At 42.1% G+C, this 17419-nt stretch carries 16 protein-coding genes; 11 read left to right on the top strand and 5 right to left on the bottom strand.

All coding sequences use genetic code 11. The features are described from left to right. Positions 1-119: 119 nt before the first annotated feature. A complete protein-coding gene (locus tag PQO05_RS02725; protein ID WP_273631119.1) occupies positions 120-836 on the bottom strand; it encodes a head GIN domain-containing protein in 717 nt (238 codons plus the stop codon). 91 nt (positions 837-927) lie between these two features. Beyond that, positions 928-2676, bottom strand: a complete 1749-nt coding sequence (locus PQO05_RS02730) for a hypothetical protein (RefSeq protein ID WP_273631120.1) — start codon at positions 2674-2676, stop codon at positions 928-930. 411 nt (positions 2677-3087) lie between these two features. Between PQO05_RS02730 and miaB the strand changes: the two genes are divergently transcribed. The 10 genes from miaB to PQO05_RS02780 all read left to right on the top strand — a co-directional run bounded on the left by miaB (position 3088) and on the right by PQO05_RS02780 (position 14684). Next, complete coding sequence (gene miaB, locus PQO05_RS02735; protein ID WP_273631121.1) at positions 3088-4521, top strand: tRNA (N6-isopentenyl adenosine(37)-C2)-methylthiotransferase MiaB; 1434 nt, start codon at positions 3088-3090, stop codon at positions 4519-4521. An 84-nt stretch (positions 4522-4605) separates the two neighbouring features. Beyond that, positions 4606-5856: a sigma-54 interaction domain-containing protein gene (locus PQO05_RS02740; RefSeq protein WP_273631122.1), complete on the top strand. Its 1251-nt coding sequence runs from the start codon at positions 4606-4608 to the stop codon at positions 5854-5856. Positions 5857-5858: 2 nt separating this feature from the next. Next, entirely contained in the window at positions 5859-6380 is a 522-nt protein-coding gene (gene lptE, locus PQO05_RS02745; RefSeq protein ID WP_273631123.1) for an LptE family protein, read from the top strand. Positions 6381-6400: 20 nt separating this feature from the next. Continuing rightward, entirely contained in the window at positions 6401-8017 is a 1617-nt protein-coding gene (locus PQO05_RS02750) for a hypothetical protein (RefSeq protein WP_273631124.1), read from the top strand. Positions 8018-8024: 7 nt separating this feature from the next. Then, positions 8025-8363: a preprotein translocase subunit SecG gene (secG, locus tag PQO05_RS02755; protein ID WP_273631125.1), complete on the top strand. Its 339-nt coding sequence runs from the start codon at positions 8025-8027 to the stop codon at positions 8361-8363. A gap of 468 nt (positions 8364-8831) precedes the next feature. After that, positions 8832-9119, top strand: a complete 288-nt coding sequence (locus PQO05_RS02760; protein WP_337942424.1) for a co-chaperone GroES — start codon at positions 8832-8834, stop codon at positions 9117-9119. Positions 9120-9272: 153 nt separating this feature from the next. After that, the gene (groL, locus tag PQO05_RS02765; protein ID WP_273631126.1) at positions 9273-10907 is read left to right on the top strand and encodes a chaperonin GroEL; all 1635 of its coding nucleotides are present in this window, start codon (positions 9273-9275) and stop codon (positions 10905-10907) included. 180 nt (positions 10908-11087) lie between these two features. After that, a complete protein-coding gene (locus PQO05_RS02770) occupies positions 11088-12086 on the top strand; it encodes a hypothetical protein (RefSeq protein ID WP_273631127.1) in 999 nt (332 codons plus the stop codon). A gap of 326 nt (positions 12087-12412) precedes the next feature. After that, the gene (locus tag PQO05_RS02775; RefSeq protein ID WP_273631128.1) at positions 12413-13198 is read left to right on the top strand and encodes a mechanosensitive ion channel family protein; all 786 of its coding nucleotides are present in this window, start codon (positions 12413-12415) and stop codon (positions 13196-13198) included. Positions 13199-13256: 58 nt separating this feature from the next. Next, a complete protein-coding gene (locus PQO05_RS02780; protein ID WP_273631129.1) occupies positions 13257-14684 on the top strand; it encodes an L-serine ammonia-lyase in 1428 nt (475 codons plus the stop codon). Here the strand turns inward: PQO05_RS02780 and PQO05_RS02785 are convergent. From PQO05_RS02785 to PQO05_RS02795, 3 genes are read right to left on the bottom strand one after another with little or no spacing between them, the layout of a single operon-like run. Next, positions 14681-15427 (bottom strand): SGNH/GDSL hydrolase family protein, encoded by a 747-nt coding sequence (locus PQO05_RS02785; protein WP_273631130.1) that lies wholly within the window; start codon positions 15425-15427, stop codon positions 14681-14683. The two genes, PQO05_RS02780 and PQO05_RS02785, sit on opposite strands and share 4 nt — an antisense overlap. Beyond that, positions 15424-16146 (bottom strand): lipoyl(octanoyl) transferase LipB, encoded by a 723-nt coding sequence (lipB, locus tag PQO05_RS02790; protein WP_273631131.1) that lies wholly within the window; start codon positions 16144-16146, stop codon positions 15424-15426. Before lipB ends, PQO05_RS02785 begins: the two co-directional genes overlap by 4 nt. 2 nt (positions 16147-16148) lie before the next feature. Next, positions 16149-16787, bottom strand: a complete 639-nt coding sequence (locus PQO05_RS02795) for a 4'-phosphopantetheinyl transferase family protein (protein ID WP_273631132.1) — start codon at positions 16785-16787, stop codon at positions 16149-16151. Positions 16788-16863: 76 nt separating this feature from the next. Between PQO05_RS02795 and dcd the strand changes: the two genes are divergently transcribed. After that, positions 16864-17400, top strand: a complete 537-nt coding sequence (gene dcd, locus PQO05_RS02800; protein ID WP_273631133.1) for a dCTP deaminase — start codon at positions 16864-16866, stop codon at positions 17398-17400. Positions 17401-17419: the final 19 nt, after the last annotated feature.

Consider the following 17419-nt stretch of genomic DNA (forward strand, 5'->3'; position numbering starts at 1 on the left):
AAGCAACAGTTGCCTGCTTGTTTGGTTTGCCTACTTAAACGGTATCAACCGCAAACTATTGCCATAAAAAAAGCACCGCCGGTAACAGCGATGCTTCAGTATATATTGGATTGTTAAGTTTAGTCCATTTTTTGAACCGAGCCCGAACCTACTTTATGGGTAGTGGCTTGCGCATTGCCGGCATAGAAAACATTGCCCGAACCTACCAAATTAGCGGTTAATTGCTTATCAGCCTTTAAATAAACATTGCCAGAGCCACTGATGGTAACGGTAGCATCACCAGTGCTAAAACCTTTGGCTTTAATTTCGCCCGATCCGCTGATCTGCGCATTTACAGAAGCAGAACTGCCACCAATATTGATACTGCCCGAACCGCTAAGGCGTGCCGTAAATTCATTACTTACTTTTATAGAAGGTGCGTTAATTTCGCCTGAGCCGCTTAAAACAGCCTTAAAATCATTGGCAGTAATTGCGCCATCAACAGTGATAGAACCCGAGCCGCTGTTTACCAATGATGAAAGTGACTTGGCAGTAACAGTAACATCGGCATTTTGCAGGTTATAGCCCTGGTTCCAGCCTCCGTTTGATTTTTTGAAGCGGATAGCCAGGTTGCCGTTTTCAACCACGGTTTCAACCTTGTCAATATATTCGGCGTCGATATTCAGTTTAACACTTTCTGTGTTCCCCATAATGATATGTACCCTGAACGGGCCTGCTGATGAAACACCGGTAAAGCCGGATACATTGCGGGTTTGCTCAGACACTGCCTGTGCCGATACTTTTAAGGTGCTTGCCATTAATAGTACGGCAAATAAACCAAGGGCAAATTTTTTCATAATTCAATGTTTTTAAATAAGACGGTTGAATTTTTTAAACGTTGCACAAAAGTTGATTTTTTTATGTGGAAATGAAAGGATTGTAAGATTGTTACTTACCTTCCAAGTCCTTATTCTTCAAAGAAGCTTTATACGCTTTCATCCGGCGTCTTTGCTCCCTTTTTTCTATGCGGATCTGTTTTTTCTGCTTACGCTCAATCACGTTTTGTTTATGCTCTTCGAGGCGGTCTTTAACACTTTGCTGTGATGCGGCATCTAACCCGAAACTTGGCTTAATACCTGCCAATAAAGTATGCCATACGGTTTTAAAGAAAGGATAATCGATAGGCCGTTGAAAAGTAACTGGGATAGAACGTGGTGGAGTGTCGCTATTGTCGGGGTTGTTGTGTTTAATGATGAGTGCGTTGGCGAAGAACGAAGCAATGGTCATGTGCTTCATTTTAAGTTTAGTGGTATCAGCCTTTAATAATTGCACCTTCAGGTTGTTGTAAAGTAAGGTAACATTGCCGGTTGCTACCTCGCTGTTGCCCTGCATGTCAAATTCTAAACTATTAAGTCGCCCTGATGTAATAGCAACCGAAGCCAACGCTTTAGATGCGGGGTTAACTGCAGGCAAACTCATGGCACCAAGGCGGCCTTTATAACTGTAGGCGTGCCGTTTATCGGTAAGGTTAAAAATAAAATCAACGTTTAAATTACCCCGGTTCATAAACTGGGTGTTGAGGTTTATTTTGCAGAAATGGTTTTTGGTTAACGCAGCAGAATCGTTGGTTACATTATAAAAATAGCCCCTCGTTCTGTCGAATCGAACAATACCTGCCTGTTTGGTTTTGCTGTTATATTCTTCATAGCTGGCATCGATACTGCGCAGGCTAATGGTATCAATTTTTAAATTGGGTAAACGGAAAATAGCCACATTGGGGAAGTTACGGATCTTATTAACCGTGTCGGCTTTAGGGTTTTTACGCGGGTTGCCAAATATGTTGATCGAACCATTAGTCAGTATCAAATTCGAACCGCTGATGGTGTGGTATTTATTATAAACCTCAAAATCGAAGTTATTAAGCTGCAATGAATCCAGGTGCGATACAAATCGGTCTTTATAGGTATGCTCAAAAAACTCTTCGGGCGGGCGGGTTGCAATCAGTGAGCAATCGTAAGCGTTTAATTGCGATGTACGGGTAGAAAAAGTAACCTGTTTGGCCTTATACTTATAAAGCCCGTTGGCCGATTGCCCGCTGTAATTATTGAGCTCGGCATTCATCTCACGGCAATATAAAAAGCGGCTCTTATCAAATTGTGTGGCCGAATCTATCAGCAGGTCAATCGCACTTAAATTAAGGTCTTGTAATTCAGAAACAGCCACTTTTGCCCCTTTATGGTTTTCGTACCGCAGTTTCACATCGTTTAAAATTACTTTACCGATGTGAATCATTTTGAGTGATTTCGAGATTTGCTGGTAAAGTGTACGCTTGTCTTTAACCACAGTGTCTTTAGCATGGTTTAATTGGTACGATACCTTTAGCATGGGTGCGCTTAGCACAATTTCGCCAATATCAAGCTTGTGATTAAAATAGAGTTTAAAAGGATGGATGTGTTTTAACACCAGTTTTTTTACATGCAGTTCGTATAGGTTATTAGGGGCGAGGTGTGCTTTTTTGAGTGCGTTGTATATGCTGGTATCAGGTTTCAGAGTAATGTTGTGGATCACAATGCGGCCTTCCAGAACATGTAGCTGCGCATCATCAAAATTGGCCTGGTACAGGTTATCGGTACTGTTGGCAACGGTGCTTTTCAATTTATCAGCCAGTATGGGCGACCAGTAATTATTAACCAGCATGGCGGCTATCAAAACCAGAATTGTAATGACGAGTAGTGAGAAAAATAATACTCTATGCCAGGTGCATTTTAAAAACTTTAACGTCATTCAATTATCAGGGGTTATGCTTCAGTAGCCTTGTTGGGCGGTTGTTTTTGCTGTTTGTTGGTTGCTTCGCGAGGTTGTTGCCGCGCCTTTTTAAACTTATGAATTTATCTGCAAATATTTAATACCCATCGTAGGTATTATTAATACAGCATTACCTTCTTATTAACGTACAGTAAGCTATAAAAGATACATCTGCTATCATATAGCTGTGAAAGTCAACTGTTGTATAACACTATAATCATGGTTTTGTTAAAAGCTGCCAAACTGTCATTGCGTATTTGTTTTTTATGTATTTTTGCAAACATTTTTAATTGAATAATACTGATGATGGATTTGGTACTTCCGGATAAAGCACATGACGAGAGCAGACAGGGCGAAGCTTTAATGCTGGAAACTAAGGCTGATAAAAACGGACGTAAGCTATATATTGAGAGTTATGGCTGCGCCATGAATTTCTCTGACAGCGAGATTGTTGCATCTATTTTGCTGGACAAGGGTTTCGAAACCACTAACGATTTTACAATTGCCGATGCAATTTTTATTAATACCTGCTCTATCCGCGAGAATGCAGAAGTGCGCGTTCGTAACCGCCTGAAAGAGTTTAAGGTTGCCAAGCAACGTAACCCGGGTATGGTGGTAGGTGTGCTGGGCTGCATGGCCGAACGCCTGAAATCGAAATTTCTGGAAGAAGAAAAACTGGTTGATTTGGTAGTAGGCCCCGATGCTTACCGCGATTTACCCAACCTGATAGAGCAGGCCGATGGTGGCCAGCGTTCGGTTAACGTACTGCTATCGCGCGAGGAAACTTATGCTGATATTAACCCGGTACGTTTAAATACTAATGGTATCAACGCATTCGTATCCATTATGCGTGGCTGCGATAACATGTGCTCATTCTGCGTGGTGCCATTTACCCGCGGCCGCGAGCGGAGCCGCGATGCCATATCCATAGTAAAAGAATGTACCGATTTGTTTAACGAAGGCTACCGCGAGGTTACTTTGTTAGGGCAAAATGTAGATTCATACAAATGGAAACCAAACGCAGAGAACGAGGAGACTGTTGCGGAAACTGTGAACTTCGCCAACCTTCTCGAAATGGTAGCTCAAATTAATCCCGATCTGCGGGTTAGGTTTTCTACCTCGCATCCTAAAGATATTACCGACGAGGTGTTATATACCATGAAAAAATATGATAACATCTGCAAGTATATTCACCTGCCGGTACAATCGGGCAATACCCGTGTACTGGATATCATGAACCGTACTTATACCCGCGAATGGTATATGAATAGGATTGATGCTATCAGAAATATTTTACCAGGCTGTGCCGTATCAACCGATGTAATAACCGGTTTTTGCACCGAGACTGAAGAGGAACATGCCGAAACGTTAAGCATGATGGATTATGTGAAGTATGATTTCGCTTATATGTTTATGTACTCTGAGCGCCCCGGTACTTTAGCCGCCAAACGTTATGCCGATGATATCCCCGAGGATGTTAAAGCACGCCGCCTGAACGAAGTAATTGCCAAACAACGCGAGCATGCGCATTTACGTTTGCTTGAAAAAATTGGCAAAGTACAAAAAGTATTGATCGAAGGCTATTCAAAAAAATCAGCCAACGACTACTGCGGACGAAGTGATGAAAACTCGATGGTGATTTTCCCGGTAGACGAACGCTACAAACCGGGCCAATACGTAAATGTGCTTGCTGAAAAGTGCACAACAGCAACGCTGATAGGAGTAATAGTTGATTAAGTTAGATTAGGTTGCTTGAGTTGATAAGTTCTACAAGTAACTTACTCACTACTCACTAAATCAACCACTTACTAATTCCAAAAAATGGATGTACAAGAAATAAAACAACGCTTCGGTATCATTGGTAATTCGCCATTGTTAAACCGGGCAATAAATATAGCCAGCCAGGTGGCGCCAACCGATATATCTGTTTTGATTACCGGTGAGAGTGGCTCTGGTAAGGAAGCGTTTTCGCATATTATACACCAGCTTAGTCCGCGTAAACACGGGCCGTTTATTGCGGTTAACTGTGGCGCTATCCCTGAAGGTACTATCGATTCAGAACTTTTCGGTCACGAAAAGGGAGCTTACACAGGTGCCGTTGGCGAACGTAAAGGTTACTTCGAAACCGTAAATGGTGGTACCATATTTCTGGATGAGATTGGCGAAATGCCTTTAGGCACCCAGGCCCGTTTATTGAGGGTACTGGAATCGGGTCAGTTTATCCGCGTAGGTTCATCCAAAGTAGAGAAAACCAATGTGCGTGTTATTGCAGCAACCAATGTTGATGTATATGATGCGGTAAAAGCAGGCAAGTTTCGCGAGGATCTTTACTATCGTTTAAATACTGTGCCTTTGCGCATCCCGCCATTGCGCGATCGTAAAGAAGATGTTTACCTGTTGTTCCGCAAGTTTGCGTCGGACTTTACCGATAAATACCGTACCCCGGCTATGCAGCTGGATGAAGACGCACAACGAGTATTGGCCAATTACTCGTGGCCGGGTAACGTTCGTCAGCTGAAAAACATTGCAGAGCAGCTGGCTGTGCTCGAGAGCGATCATACTATAACCGGGCAAACCCTTTTAACTTATATTCCTAACGAGGGCAGCAGCTCTAACCTGCCTATGCGTATAGAAAATCAGCCTAAAGAAGATTTCTCTGAAAGGGACATTCTCTACAAAGTGCTGTTTGATATGAAGCGCGACATGGTAGAGCTAAAGAAACTGGTAGCCGAAATGATAGAGCATGGCGGCGTATCACCAAACTTTGCCAATCATTCGCAGGCAATTAGTCAGCTGTACAGGGATATCGAAATACCTAACAGCCCCGATACACAATTTACTTTACAGCAACCCGTTACAGTAAGTAATAATAACAGCAACAACGTGGTTAATGATGGTTTTATAACCACCCATGCCGAAGAGGTTGAAGAATCGTTATCGTTGATCGAAAAGGAATCAGACCTCATCCGTAAGGCGCTGAAAAAACATAAAGGTAAACGCAAGCTGGCAGCCAATGAATTAGGTATATCAGAACGTACCCTGTACCGAAAAATTAAAGAATTAAATTTATAAGCATGTTCAGAAGAACGCTGTTTTCTATTTTAGCTATCGTAGTATTAAGTTGCGTAAGCCAATCATGTTCATATAGGTTAGATGCTGCATCTATACCTCCGGCTTTGAAAACCATTAATGTGGAGTTTTTTGAAAACAATGCCCCATTTGTAGTTAACAACCTAAGCCAGAACTTTACCGAGGCATTGAAAACCAAAATCCGCTCACAAACACGGTTAAGTATAGTAAGGGGCGAGGCTAACGCAACCATGTCGGGCGCTATTGTAGGTTATAGCATTGCACCGGTATCTGTACAGGCAACTAATACAACCACTGCGCCGCCTATTGCAAGCGCCAGCCGTTTAACAATTACAGTGAATGTAAAGTATGTAAATGATGTGGATAAGAAGCTTAATTTCGAACAGTCTTTTTCACAATATGCTAATTTTACAGGCGATATAGGAACCCAGGAACAAGCCATTATAGCCACGATTTTACCAAAGCTAACCGAAGATATTTTTAACAAAGCCTTTGCCAATTGGTAGGCAATTAGTACTTTCATCACGTGGAGCAGCAGGTAAATGATCGAATGACGGAAGCCGTGTGGAATGTATTAGCCAATCCGGCTGATACCCAGCTGTATATTGATGAACTGAAAAGTTTGATAAATAAGTATCCACAAAGCAACTTGCTGCACACTTTAGCTGCAAGGGCGGGCAACGAGCAATTAATTAATAATGCAGCTGTTTATTTTAACGGGCAATCTTTATACCGTTTAGTTAATAATCAGGAACCTTTACCAACGGTAAAGGACTACCAGCTTGTGGACCTTGATAAAGTTGTTTTTAACACTGCGCCGGAAGCGGTTTCGACTGAAGAAAATCACACCCCTTCATACGATTCAACATTAGAAGAACTTACCCTGGCTGATACCAACAGGCGTAAACTGGGTAACGAAACGGATTGGGCACCATTAGCAGAACCAACGTTTGAGGAAATTGAGGAAGCTCCATCTATTATCATAGAATCCGCAATTACTGAGGCAGGGCCGGTGGTTGAAGATCAACTGGAAGAAGTGGTTGTTGAGAACGAAACATTATCTGAGCTAACAGAGCCTGAACCACAAGTAACAGAGCCTGTAGCTGATGAGGTTGAACCAGTAACTGATCAGCAAGAAGAAGAAACAATTGCTGAACCTGATCCAACTTTAACCGGCTGGAAACCTACCGAGGCAAATATTAATCCGCCTGCAGAGCCTATATATTATACCAATAATTATAAAGCAGAACCTGCAGTAGATGCGGAGAAACCTGCTGAAATAGCACCGGTAATTGATGAGCCGGTTGTTAATCAGGAACCAGAGGTAATTCACCACGATAATACTGATGAGCAGGTAGTAACACATCAGGAAATTGAACCTGAAGAAGAAGTATACGACGAGATTGTTGGTATTGATGATATTGAGATAGTGCCGATAACAGTTACAGAACATCCTGTAACGCCTGTTGAAACTATCGATTCATATTATACCAGTTACACCGAGGAGCCAAGAAACGAAGTTGCTGTTGCCGAACCAACGGAAGCTAAACCAGAGTTTAACCTCGAAGACCAGATAACCGAAAGTATTTACGCTACCGATTACTTTGCGTTTAAGGATGCCCTGGTAGAAGAGCCCACGGCAGAAAATACAATGCACTTATTAGAGGCTGAAACCGGGGAGGCAGACGAGCAGCAAACCGTGGCTAAGTATCATGATGATAATTTGCCGTACTCGTTCTTGTGGTGGCTGGATAAAACCCGTCGCGAGCATTCAAACATGTATCAGCCCTATGCCAAGCCATCGGCATTGCCCAATATTGATGAGCTAACAGAGGGTGAAGATAAGATCGATATGCCATCCATCGAACCTAAACACAAGAAAGAGGACATTATTGAACGCTTTATACAAGCCGAACCCCAGATTAAACCGCCAAGCGGCGATAAGCTGGATAACGAGAACAAAGCACGCCACAGCGCCGAAGACAGCGACGAACTGGTAACCGAAACACTGGCCCGTATTTATACCGACCAGATGCTTTACCACAAGGCTATAGCAACTTATAAAAAGTTAATGTTGAGATATCCGGAAAAAAGTAGTTACTTTGCAGGTCAGATTGAGATTTTAGAAAACAAAACAAACTAATTATAAAATGTATTTTATTTTAATTATTGTAGCCATTATCGTATGTATCCTTTTAGGATTTATCGTATTGATCCAAAACCCTAAGGGAGGTGGCTTATCTTCAAACTTTTCGTCATCGTCGCAATTAATGGGCGTGCAAAAAACAGGTGATATCCTTGAAAAAGGTACCTGGGTACTGGCTATCACTTTAATGGTACTATCATTAGCCATTAACGTAGCTGTAAAAAGCAGCTCGGTAAAAGCAGGTGGTAACAACGAGTACCAAAACCAAATTGAAAGAGCTTCAAAACCAACAGCACCGGTTGCCGCACCTCCGCTTACAGCGCCTGCGCCAATCAAAAAATAAGCTGAATAAAATAATTAGAAAAGGCCTGCGAATTATCGCGGGCCTTTTTTGTTGGCTGTATTTTGAAGTAAATATGGCGCATCTTAGTTTATACCCCTTATTAACGCTGTTGCAAATTGCACCTACAGTAGTGTTCCCCTAAATTAGGGGAATGCAATGACAGTGCTACAGCTTCACATTAATAAGGGGTATAAACACAGCGTATCTCTAAAAGGAAAAAATAAAGACTATGCTAATTGTTGCTTGCTTTATAAGGGGTAGAGATTTGACCGGCTTAACAAGGATATATAGAACTAACCTGACAGGCTGGCATTGTCATGTTTGTGTAAGGTGACGGCTGTGTAAACACTATATTAAAAGTATGACAATTGTACAGCCGCTTATGCCAAATTTTAACAAATGGTTTACTTGGCATAATTGATGTTGAATAAGGTAATCAAGAACTAAAAACTATAATTATATAAAATTATGTCGATAAACATTAAACCTATTGCTGGCACAGCAAACAGAGTAGTGATAGAAGCTGCTGCCGCTGAAGAAAAAACTGCATCGGGTATCATTATTCCTGACACTGCAAAAGAGAAACCGCAGAAAGGAACAGTAATATCAGTATCTGAAGAAGACGGTGATGGTAAAAAACCAACAGTAAAAGCAGGCGATACTGTTTTATATGGCAAATACGCAGGTACTGAAATTACTTTCGAAGGTAAAGAATACCTGATCATGCGCGAATCTGATATTTACGCGGTACTATAAGCTAATGATAGAAGGAGGGAATGATAGAGGGATTGAATAAATCTGGTAATCGTTCTCCAAATATCAAAATAGAATAAGAAGAAATGAGGAGGTAGTAATATTCTATCATTCACTCATTCAAAATTCACTCATTGAAATAAGAAACTAAAGAAAATGGCAAAACAAGTTAAATACAACGTGGAAGCACGTGACGCCCTTAAACGTGGTGTTGATATCTTAGCTAATGCAGTTAAGGTAACTTTGGGTCCAAAAGGACGTAACGTAATTATCGATAAAAAATTTGGTTCACCTGCCATCACTAAAGATGGTGTTACTGTTGCTAAAGAAATCGAATTAAAAGATGCTTTAGAAAACATGGGTGCGCAAATGGTTAAAGAAGTTGCATCAAAAACTGCTGATATTGCAGGTGATGGTACTACTACTGCTACCGTTTTAGCACAAGCTATTGTAACTGCAGGCGTTAAAAACGTAGCTGCCGGTGCAAACCCAATGGATTTAAAACGTGGTATTGATAAAGCTGTTGCTGCGGTTGTTAAAAACCTGCAAGAGCAATCTCAAACTGTTGGTGAAGACAACAATAAAATTAAACAAGTAGCATCTATCTCTGCAAACAACGACGAAATTATCGGTACGCTGATTGCTGATGCAATGGCTAAAGTTGGTAAAGATGGTGTTATCACCGTTGAAGAAGCAAAAGGTACTGAAACTGAGGTTAGAACTGTAGAAGGTATGCAGTTTGACCGTGGTTACCTTTCTCCATACTTCGTAACCAATGCTGACAAAATGGAAGCAGAATTGGAAAACCCTTACATCCTGATCTACGATAAAAAGATCTCTTCGATGAAAGAGTTACTGCCAATTTTGGAAAAACAAGTACAAACTGGCCGTCCATTATTAATCATTGCTGAAGATTTAGACGGTGAAGCATTGGCTACTTTGGTAGTTAACAAAATCCGTGGTTCACTGAAAGTTGCTGCTGTTAAAGCACCAGGTTTCGGCGACCGTCGTAAAGCTATGTTAGAAGATATCGCCATCCTTACTGGTGGTACTGTAATTTCTGAAGAAAGAGGTTACAAATTAGAAAACGCTGATCTTACTTACTTAGGTACTGCTGAGAAAATCGTTATCGACAAAGACAACACTACTGTAATTAATGGCGCTGGTAACACAGACGATATTAAAGCACGCGTAGGCCAGATCAAAGCTCAAATTGAGACTACAACTTCTGATTACGATAAAGAAAAACTGCAAGAGCGTTTAGCTAAATTATCAGGTGGTGTGGCTGTACTTTATGTAGGTGCTGCTACCGAAGTTGAAATGAAAGAGAAAAAAGACCGAGTTGATGATGCATTACACGCTACACGTGCCGCTGTTGAAGAAGGTATCGTAGCTGGTGGTGGTGTTGCTTTCATCCGTGCTGTTGCTTCTATTATTGACCTGAAGGGCGATAACGAAGACGAGAACACTGGTATCCAGATCATCCGTCGTGCTATCGAAGAGCCACTTCGTCAAATTTGCGAAAACGCAGGTATCGAAGGTTCTATCGTAGTTCAAAAAGTTAAAGAAGGTACTGCTGATTTTGGTTACAACGCACGTACTGACAAATATGAGAACTTAATTGGTGCCGGTGTTATCGACCCAACTAAAGTATCCCGTGTAGCTTTAGAGAACGCAGCTTCAATTGCAGCTATGTTGTTAACAACAGAATGTGTATTGGCTGACGATCCGGAAGATGCTCAAGTTGGCGCAGGTGGCCCTCCAATGGGTGGCATGGGCGGCATGATGTAATCATCCCCCAAACTAAATATTTAGAAAGCCTTGTCTGTTATGCAGACGAGGCTTTCTTGTTTTATAAACATTTCTTAAAAATTTTTATGCTTAACATATTGATTATTCGGATATTAATATCACATTTGCATTGTCTTAAATATTAAGATACTTATAAATTAAGATATTAAATCTATCGATATGAGTTTCTTCAAAAGAATAGCTCCGGCCCTTACGCTCATGGCAATGGCCCCGCTTTTAACTGAAGTTTTACCGGGCGCAACGCGCTTCAGTTCCATATTTGTTTTCCCTATCGAGATGTGTGTTTGGGGTGGGGGATGCTTACTCATCAGGACGGCAGTGCGCAAGTGGCAGTTGGGTTGGGTAAATATGCTGTTGTTGGCTATTGCTTTAGCTATTGCGGAGGAATGCTTAATTCAACAAACCTCATTGGCTCCAATGGTAATCCGATTAAAAGGTGTTACTTATGCACGTAGCTTTGGTGTAAACTATGTTTACTTTCTATGGGCTTTAATTTACGAACCTGTATTTGTAGTTTTCCTGCCGGTTTATTTGGTCGAATTGATTTTTCCAGACCGTAAGCACGAAACATGGTTAAGCAAAGCAGGTTTAATTGTGGTTTGCATCTTCTTTGTATTAGGCGCTTATCTCGCCTGGTTTTCATGGACGCAGATTGCAAGGCCAAAGGTATTCCATATCCCGGCTTATAACCCGCCATTGGTAGCTGTAATTATTGCAGTTGTGGTTATGGTAGTTTTAATATTTACTTCACTCAGTTTACTTAAAAGCAAGCACACTGCCTCTGTTCCCTTAAAACCATGGACCCCCTGGCTGCTGGGTATTGCAGGTGCATTATGGGCGGTTGCTTTATATGGCATTGTAGTGTTGGCTTTTGGCGACTTTCCAGACTTTCCACCGGCAGCGGCTTTAGGTATTGGTGTATTATTAATTTTAATTGCATTGTTGCTGGTCCCTCGTTTTACAGATGATTTACGCTGGAACAGTAATTATGAGTACGGGCTGATTTATGGTATTATGATAGGCTCTATGCTCATTGGCTTTTTAGGTTTCTGGGGGCAGGCCAATGCCGATTTGTATTTTAAGATCATTGTAAATATCATAGCTATAGTGTGGATGATCCCTTTAGGCTTAAAGGTAAAGCGCAGACTCACTGTATAGTACACTTGTGTGTTTTAGCGTACAAGTTTTAGGAATGTCCCAAAAAACATACTTGCCCTTGTTTAATAATAGGGTGTAAATCGTCACTTTTCTGTCACCGTGTTAAAATAATATGCGGTAATTGTCATCATTGTAATTATTTAAGGGTTTTTAGGTTGATGAGATAAACGGGGCACAAGCTTTGCATATTACTGAGTATTATGAAAAGTATTATCAATAACCGCCGTTACTTACAAACCAGAATATTTGAATGGGTTATATTCAAAGGTCCTGAAGTTTTGGTTAGTTTGATTTCATAAAATTCTTAATTTCGTATCCATATCACTATGGATTTACACATCATCTACAATAAAGTTTTTAATTGGTTGCTCAGCAACGGCCCGAAGTTATTATTCGGTATCATTGTTTTCTTTGTGGGCCTATGGGTCATCAGGTTAATCCGCAATTCACTTAAAAACCGGATGAGCCAAAAACAGGTTCACTCCTCATTACAACCATTCTTTCTAAGTCTTTCAATTACTTCGCTCTATTTCCTGCTTATCATCTTCGTAATGGAGATCGTGGGGATCGAGCTTACCATATTCACCACCGTTATTGGCGCCGCTACTGTTGCTGCCGGTTTGGCGCTCTCGGGTACCTTACAAAACTTTGCAGGTGGGATCTTAATATTATTGCTTAAGCCGTTCGACCTCGATGATTACATCATCGCACAAGGCCAGGAAGGCGTGGTTACTTCTATCCAGATCTTTTACACGGTGGTGTTAACCAATGATAATAAAACGGTGATTATCCCCAACGGGAAACTGTTTAACGAAGTAATAGTAAACGTAACCCGCGAAGGCAAAAGGCGTTTGGATTTCGAAATTAAACTAGGCTATTCTGCCGATAGCGAACAGGTTAAGCAGATTATACAAAAAGCCATAGAAGAAACTTCGGGCATGTTAAAATCGCCTGTTGCCCGCGTTGGTGTAATTGCGTTAGAAGTTGATGGTATCCGCTACACCGTACAAGCGTGGATAGAGCCTAAAACTTATATTGATGCCAAAATTAGTCTGCATAACCAGATCATCAAAGACCTACGGGCAGCCGGTGTTAAACTTCCAGGCATGTAACCGTTTTGTTGGCGGTTTAAAATAAGCATCCTTCTAAAACTTACCTATCTTTGCATTGATGCAAAAAGAACAGATCTCTGTCTTCAATATGTTTAAAATTGGTATCGGGCCGTCAAGCTCGCATACCCTTGGCCCCTGGCGTGCAGCGCAACAATTTGTTGGCTTACTGCAAGAGCGTGGCGTAATTGACCTGGTGGTACAGGTTAAGATATTACTTTACGGTTCGCTGGCTAAAACCGGCAAAGGCCACGGTACAGATATCGCTATCCTGTTAGGCTTAAGCGGCGATGACCCCGTAACATTTGATGTAACACAGATCAACCCCAAAGTTGACAAAATAAAGCGCGACCATCAGCTCATCTTAGGCAATCAGCATCAGGTCAATTTTTACTTTGATGATGATATGATGTTCCTGTTTAACGAGAGCCTGCCCTTTCATCCGAATGCGGTAACATTTCAAGCTTTTTTAAGCGATGGTAAAGCCGTGTCTGAAACTTACTATTCTATCGGTGGCGGTTTTGTGGTGAAAGAAAACGAAACCCACGATGCTACAAACGAAGTAGACCTGCCTTTCCCTATTGATACCGCAGGCGACTTACTGCATTGGTGCCGCAAAACCGGGTTAAAGATCTCGGAAGTGGTAATGGAGAACGAGCTTGCCTGGCGAAGTGAGGACGAAACCAAATCTAAAACGCTCGATATTTTTAATACTATAAAAGAATGTATCTATCGTGGCTGCCATACCACCGGGTATTTGCCGGGCGGACTAAATGTGGCAAGGCGTGCAGCATCATTAAATAAAAAACTGATAGGCAACCGTGCTTACAGCAATTTCGACGAATGGGTTGCTGCCATCCGCGAAACAGGCGATAGCTTTAAAAATATACTGGACTGGGTAAGCTGTTTTGCACTGGCTGTTAATGAAGAAAATGCTTCGTTTGGCCGTGTGGTTACTGCGCCTACCAATGGTGCTGCGGGGGTTATCCCTGCAGTGCTGCAATACTATCTTGTGTTTTGTGAAGGTTATACCGATGCTAAGATCATCCAGTTTATGTTTACCGCGTCTGAGATCGGGAGCATCTTTAAAAAGGGAGCTACCATATCGGCAGCGATGGGAGGTTGTCAGGCTGAGATCGGTGTGTCGTCAGCAATGGCAGCAGCTGCGCTTACAGAGTGTTTGGGCGGCTCACAGCGACAGGCTATGATGGCGGCAGAGATTGCCATGGAACACCACTTAGGCTTAACCTGCGACCCGATAGGCGGCTTGGTGCAAGTGCCATGCATCGAACGCAATACGATGGGTGCAATTAAGGCGATCACAGCCTCTCAACTGGCATTACAAACCAACCCGGATAATGCCAAAGTAAGCCTCGATGCTGTAGTAAAAACCATGTGGCAAACCGCGCAGGATATGAACTCGAAATACAAGGAAACCTCAGACGGTGGCCTGGCTATTAATATCCCGTTGAGTTTGCCGGAATGTTAATACTTAGCCGTTAAACTCGGTATTACCTGTTTAATCAACTCCTTAACCCACATATTATACATTAGGCCTGATGGATGCAGTCCATCGCTGGCCAATAGTGTAGTGTCGTAAGCCGCATTGCGCGAAATGGAAGTAATATTTAGATAATTAACGCCTGAAAGATTGCTTTCATTGGCATTAATATCATTATACACATTCAGTTGCTGACTGATTAGCGCTTTATTGCTGCTGGCTGCAAAAGGCGTAACCGAATAATCAGGTATCGAAAGCACAAACACCCTGTTCTTATAACCGCCCGCTAACTGGATGGCGGTGCTGAGCAGATCTTTAAAATCAACCCTGTAACTATCCGGATTATAATTTTGGTACTGGTTGTTTACACCAATAAGCAAGGTAACAAACGTAAAAGTTTTCTTTAAGGCGGCTGCTTTAATGGCATCCTGTAATTGCGTGGTAGTCCAGCCGGTTGTGGCTATGATCATCGGGTTGCCGATGTTATAGTGGTTTAACCGCAGTTGCGAGGCTAATTGGTAAGGAAAAGATTGATCCTGCGGTACAGCCTCACCAATGGTGTACGAATCGCCCAGCGCCAGATAAGTGATGGTATCGGTAGCTGCAACAGCGGGCGCTAAAACAGGCGCGGTTACAGTAACGGGTTGTGAGGTGTTAATACTATCCATTGATTGTTTGCTGCAGCCGGTAACGGTTGTTAATGCAATTAATAAGCTCCCTAATATTTTCATCCCACTATCTCCATATCAAACAATACGGAAATATGGCGTTTAAGGATTTTTTTAACTTCTTCAATATTAACTTCTTTGCCTAATTCGTGTTGCATCGAGGCTACGGCTTTATCATCAATACCGCATGGAACTATGTTTTTAAAATAGTCAAGATCGGTATTTACATTCAAGGCTAAGCCATGCATGGTAACCCAGCGGCTGCAGCGCACACCCATCGCGCAAATTTTGCGGGAATTATCGTTATCGGGGTCGAGCCAAACACCGGTGTAACCGGGATAGCGTCCTGCAAGAATGCCAAACTCGGCGAGGGTATTAATTACGGCTTCTTCCAGCGTACGCAGGTACAAGTGTATGTCGGTAAAAAAATTGTCGAGATCCAGTATCGGATAGCCAACCAACTGGCCGGGGCCATGGTAAGTAATATCACCGCCACGATTAATGGGATAGTAAACGGCATGCTTTTCTTCCAGTCCTTTTTCGTCCAGTAATAAATTTTCAGCCTTGCCGCTTTTTCCCAACGTATACACATGCGGGTGCTCACAAAATATCAGGTGATTTTTGGTGGCAATATCATCCTGTGCATCTTCGCCAGCCACCTGCATATTGCGGATGGCTATTTTGGTATTCACGGTATCGGCAAAAATGGCTTCCTGCTTATCCCATGCTTCTTTATAATCAATCAGCCCCCAATCGTGGTATATTACCTGTTTGTTTTTCATTGTTATCCTTTTACGTAACCTACCATATAATCTTCGTACTGCATATAATGCACCTGGTAGGGTATATCCACTTCACCTTTTAATAATCTGGCCGAAACCGCACCTTGCGTATCGTATGAGAATGGTTCGAGCATAATGTTATCAGCAAACGAAACCTCTTTTTGTCCATAGCATTTATACACGGCTTCTTTGGCGCACCAGCAAACATATAGCTGCTGTATTTTATTGTTTGGTTCTAAAAACGCCATTTCTTCTGGGCGCATAAACTTGTGTGCTATGCGCTCTACCTTTTCTTTCACCTGTTCAATATCAATACCAACGGGCTTGCTTTTGCTTACCATTACGGCAGCATAATCAAAAGAGTGGCTTAATGAGATATGATACGGGATGTTTACCAGGTAAGGCTTGCCGTGGGCATCAACCTGGGCGTCAATATACTCGTCGGTCTGTAGCATTTTGCGTAGCAGTACCCGCGTACCAAGCCAGTGAAGGTTTCTTTTTCCCTTGCTTAGTTTTTCGTAATAAGCCTTCTCCAAATCATTAAGCTGAAGCTGATTATAAAGTTCATCGGCTTCCTCCTCAATTTTCCAGAGCGCAAATTCAGTATCCGGGTCCACCTGCTGGCGGTACGCTATAGCCATAAAAGTAAAATTGCAAAATCGATGACAAACTTATGTCAAATAATTATAAATTAGTACGCTAACCACTGCCTAATATATGATTTTATCGGACAAGCGCATTTTAGAGGAAATTGAGAAAGGACATATCATCATTGAACCCTTTTACCGGGAAAATCTGGGCACTAATTCTTATGACGTACATCTTGGCAAACACCTGGCCACTTACAAAAGCCGTGTGCTGGATGCCAAAGCACATAACGAGATAGATCACTTCGAAATACCAAAAGAAGGCTTTGTATTACAGCCAAATACGCTTTACCTGGGTGTAACTGTTGAGTATACCGAAACCCACAAGCACGTGCCTTTTCTGGAAGGAAAATCGAGTACCGGCCGTTTGGGGATTGATATACATGCCACGGCCGGTAAAGGCGATGTAGGTTTTTGCAACACCTGGACGCTGGAGATATCATGCGCGCAACCGGTACGCATTTATGCCGGGATGCCCATTGGCCAGCTGATTTATTTTGTAGTAGAAGGAGAGATTGAAACCCTTTATAATACAAAGGGTAATGCCAAATATAACAACCCAACAACCCGCCCTGTTGAAAGTATGATGTGGAAGAACCAGTTTTAGTATTGTAGCGAAGAAACAT

Origin of the sequence: Mucilaginibacter jinjuensis (assembly GCF_028596025.1) — a bacterium.
Lineage (GTDB): Bacteria > Bacteroidota > Bacteroidia > Sphingobacteriales > Sphingobacteriaceae > Mucilaginibacter > Mucilaginibacter jinjuensis.

Bases quoted from the DNA above. Each gene is read 5' to 3' on its own strand.
- PQO05_RS02760 (WP_337942424.1), top strand. From the start codon at position 8,832: ATGTCGATAAACATTAAACCTATTGCTGGCACAGCAAACAGAGTAGTG.
- lptE (WP_273631123.1), top strand. From the start codon at position 5,859: ATGTTCAGAAGAACGCTGTTTTCTATTTTAGCTATCGTAGTATTAAGT.
- PQO05_RS02780 (WP_273631129.1), top strand. From the start codon at position 13,257: ATGCAAAAAGAACAGATCTCTGTCTTCAATATGTTTAAAATTGGTATC.
- lipB (WP_273631131.1), bottom strand. From the start codon at position 16,146: ATGAAAAACAAACAGGTAATATACCACGATTGGGGGCTGATTGATTAT.
- PQO05_RS02795 (WP_273631132.1), bottom strand. From the start codon at position 16,787: ATGGCTATAGCGTACCGCCAGCAGGTGGACCCGGATACTGAATTTGCG.
- PQO05_RS02785 (WP_273631130.1), bottom strand. From the start codon at position 15,427: ATGAAAATATTAGGGAGCTTATTAATTGCATTAACAACCGTTACCGGC.
- dcd (WP_273631133.1), top strand. From the start codon at position 16,864: ATGATTTTATCGGACAAGCGCATTTTAGAGGAAATTGAGAAAGGACAT.
- PQO05_RS02730 (WP_273631120.1), bottom strand. From the start codon at position 2,676: ATGCTGGTTAATAATTACTGGTCGCCCATACTGGCTGATAAATTGAAA.
- PQO05_RS02770 (WP_273631127.1), top strand. From the start codon at position 11,088: ATGAGTTTCTTCAAAAGAATAGCTCCGGCCCTTACGCTCATGGCAATG.
- PQO05_RS02775 (WP_273631128.1), top strand. From the start codon at position 12,413: ATGGATTTACACATCATCTACAATAAAGTTTTTAATTGGTTGCTCAGC.
- groL (WP_273631126.1), top strand. From the start codon at position 9,273: ATGGCAAAACAAGTTAAATACAACGTGGAAGCACGTGACGCCCTTAAA.
- miaB (WP_273631121.1), top strand. From the start codon at position 3,088: ATGATGGATTTGGTACTTCCGGATAAAGCACATGACGAGAGCAGACAG.
- PQO05_RS02725 (WP_273631119.1), bottom strand. From the start codon at position 836: ATGAAAAAATTTGCCCTTGGTTTATTTGCCGTACTATTAATGGCAAGC.
- PQO05_RS02740 (WP_273631122.1), top strand. From the start codon at position 4,606: ATGGATGTACAAGAAATAAAACAACGCTTCGGTATCATTGGTAATTCG.
- secG (WP_273631125.1), top strand. From the start codon at position 8,025: ATGTATTTTATTTTAATTATTGTAGCCATTATCGTATGTATCCTTTTA.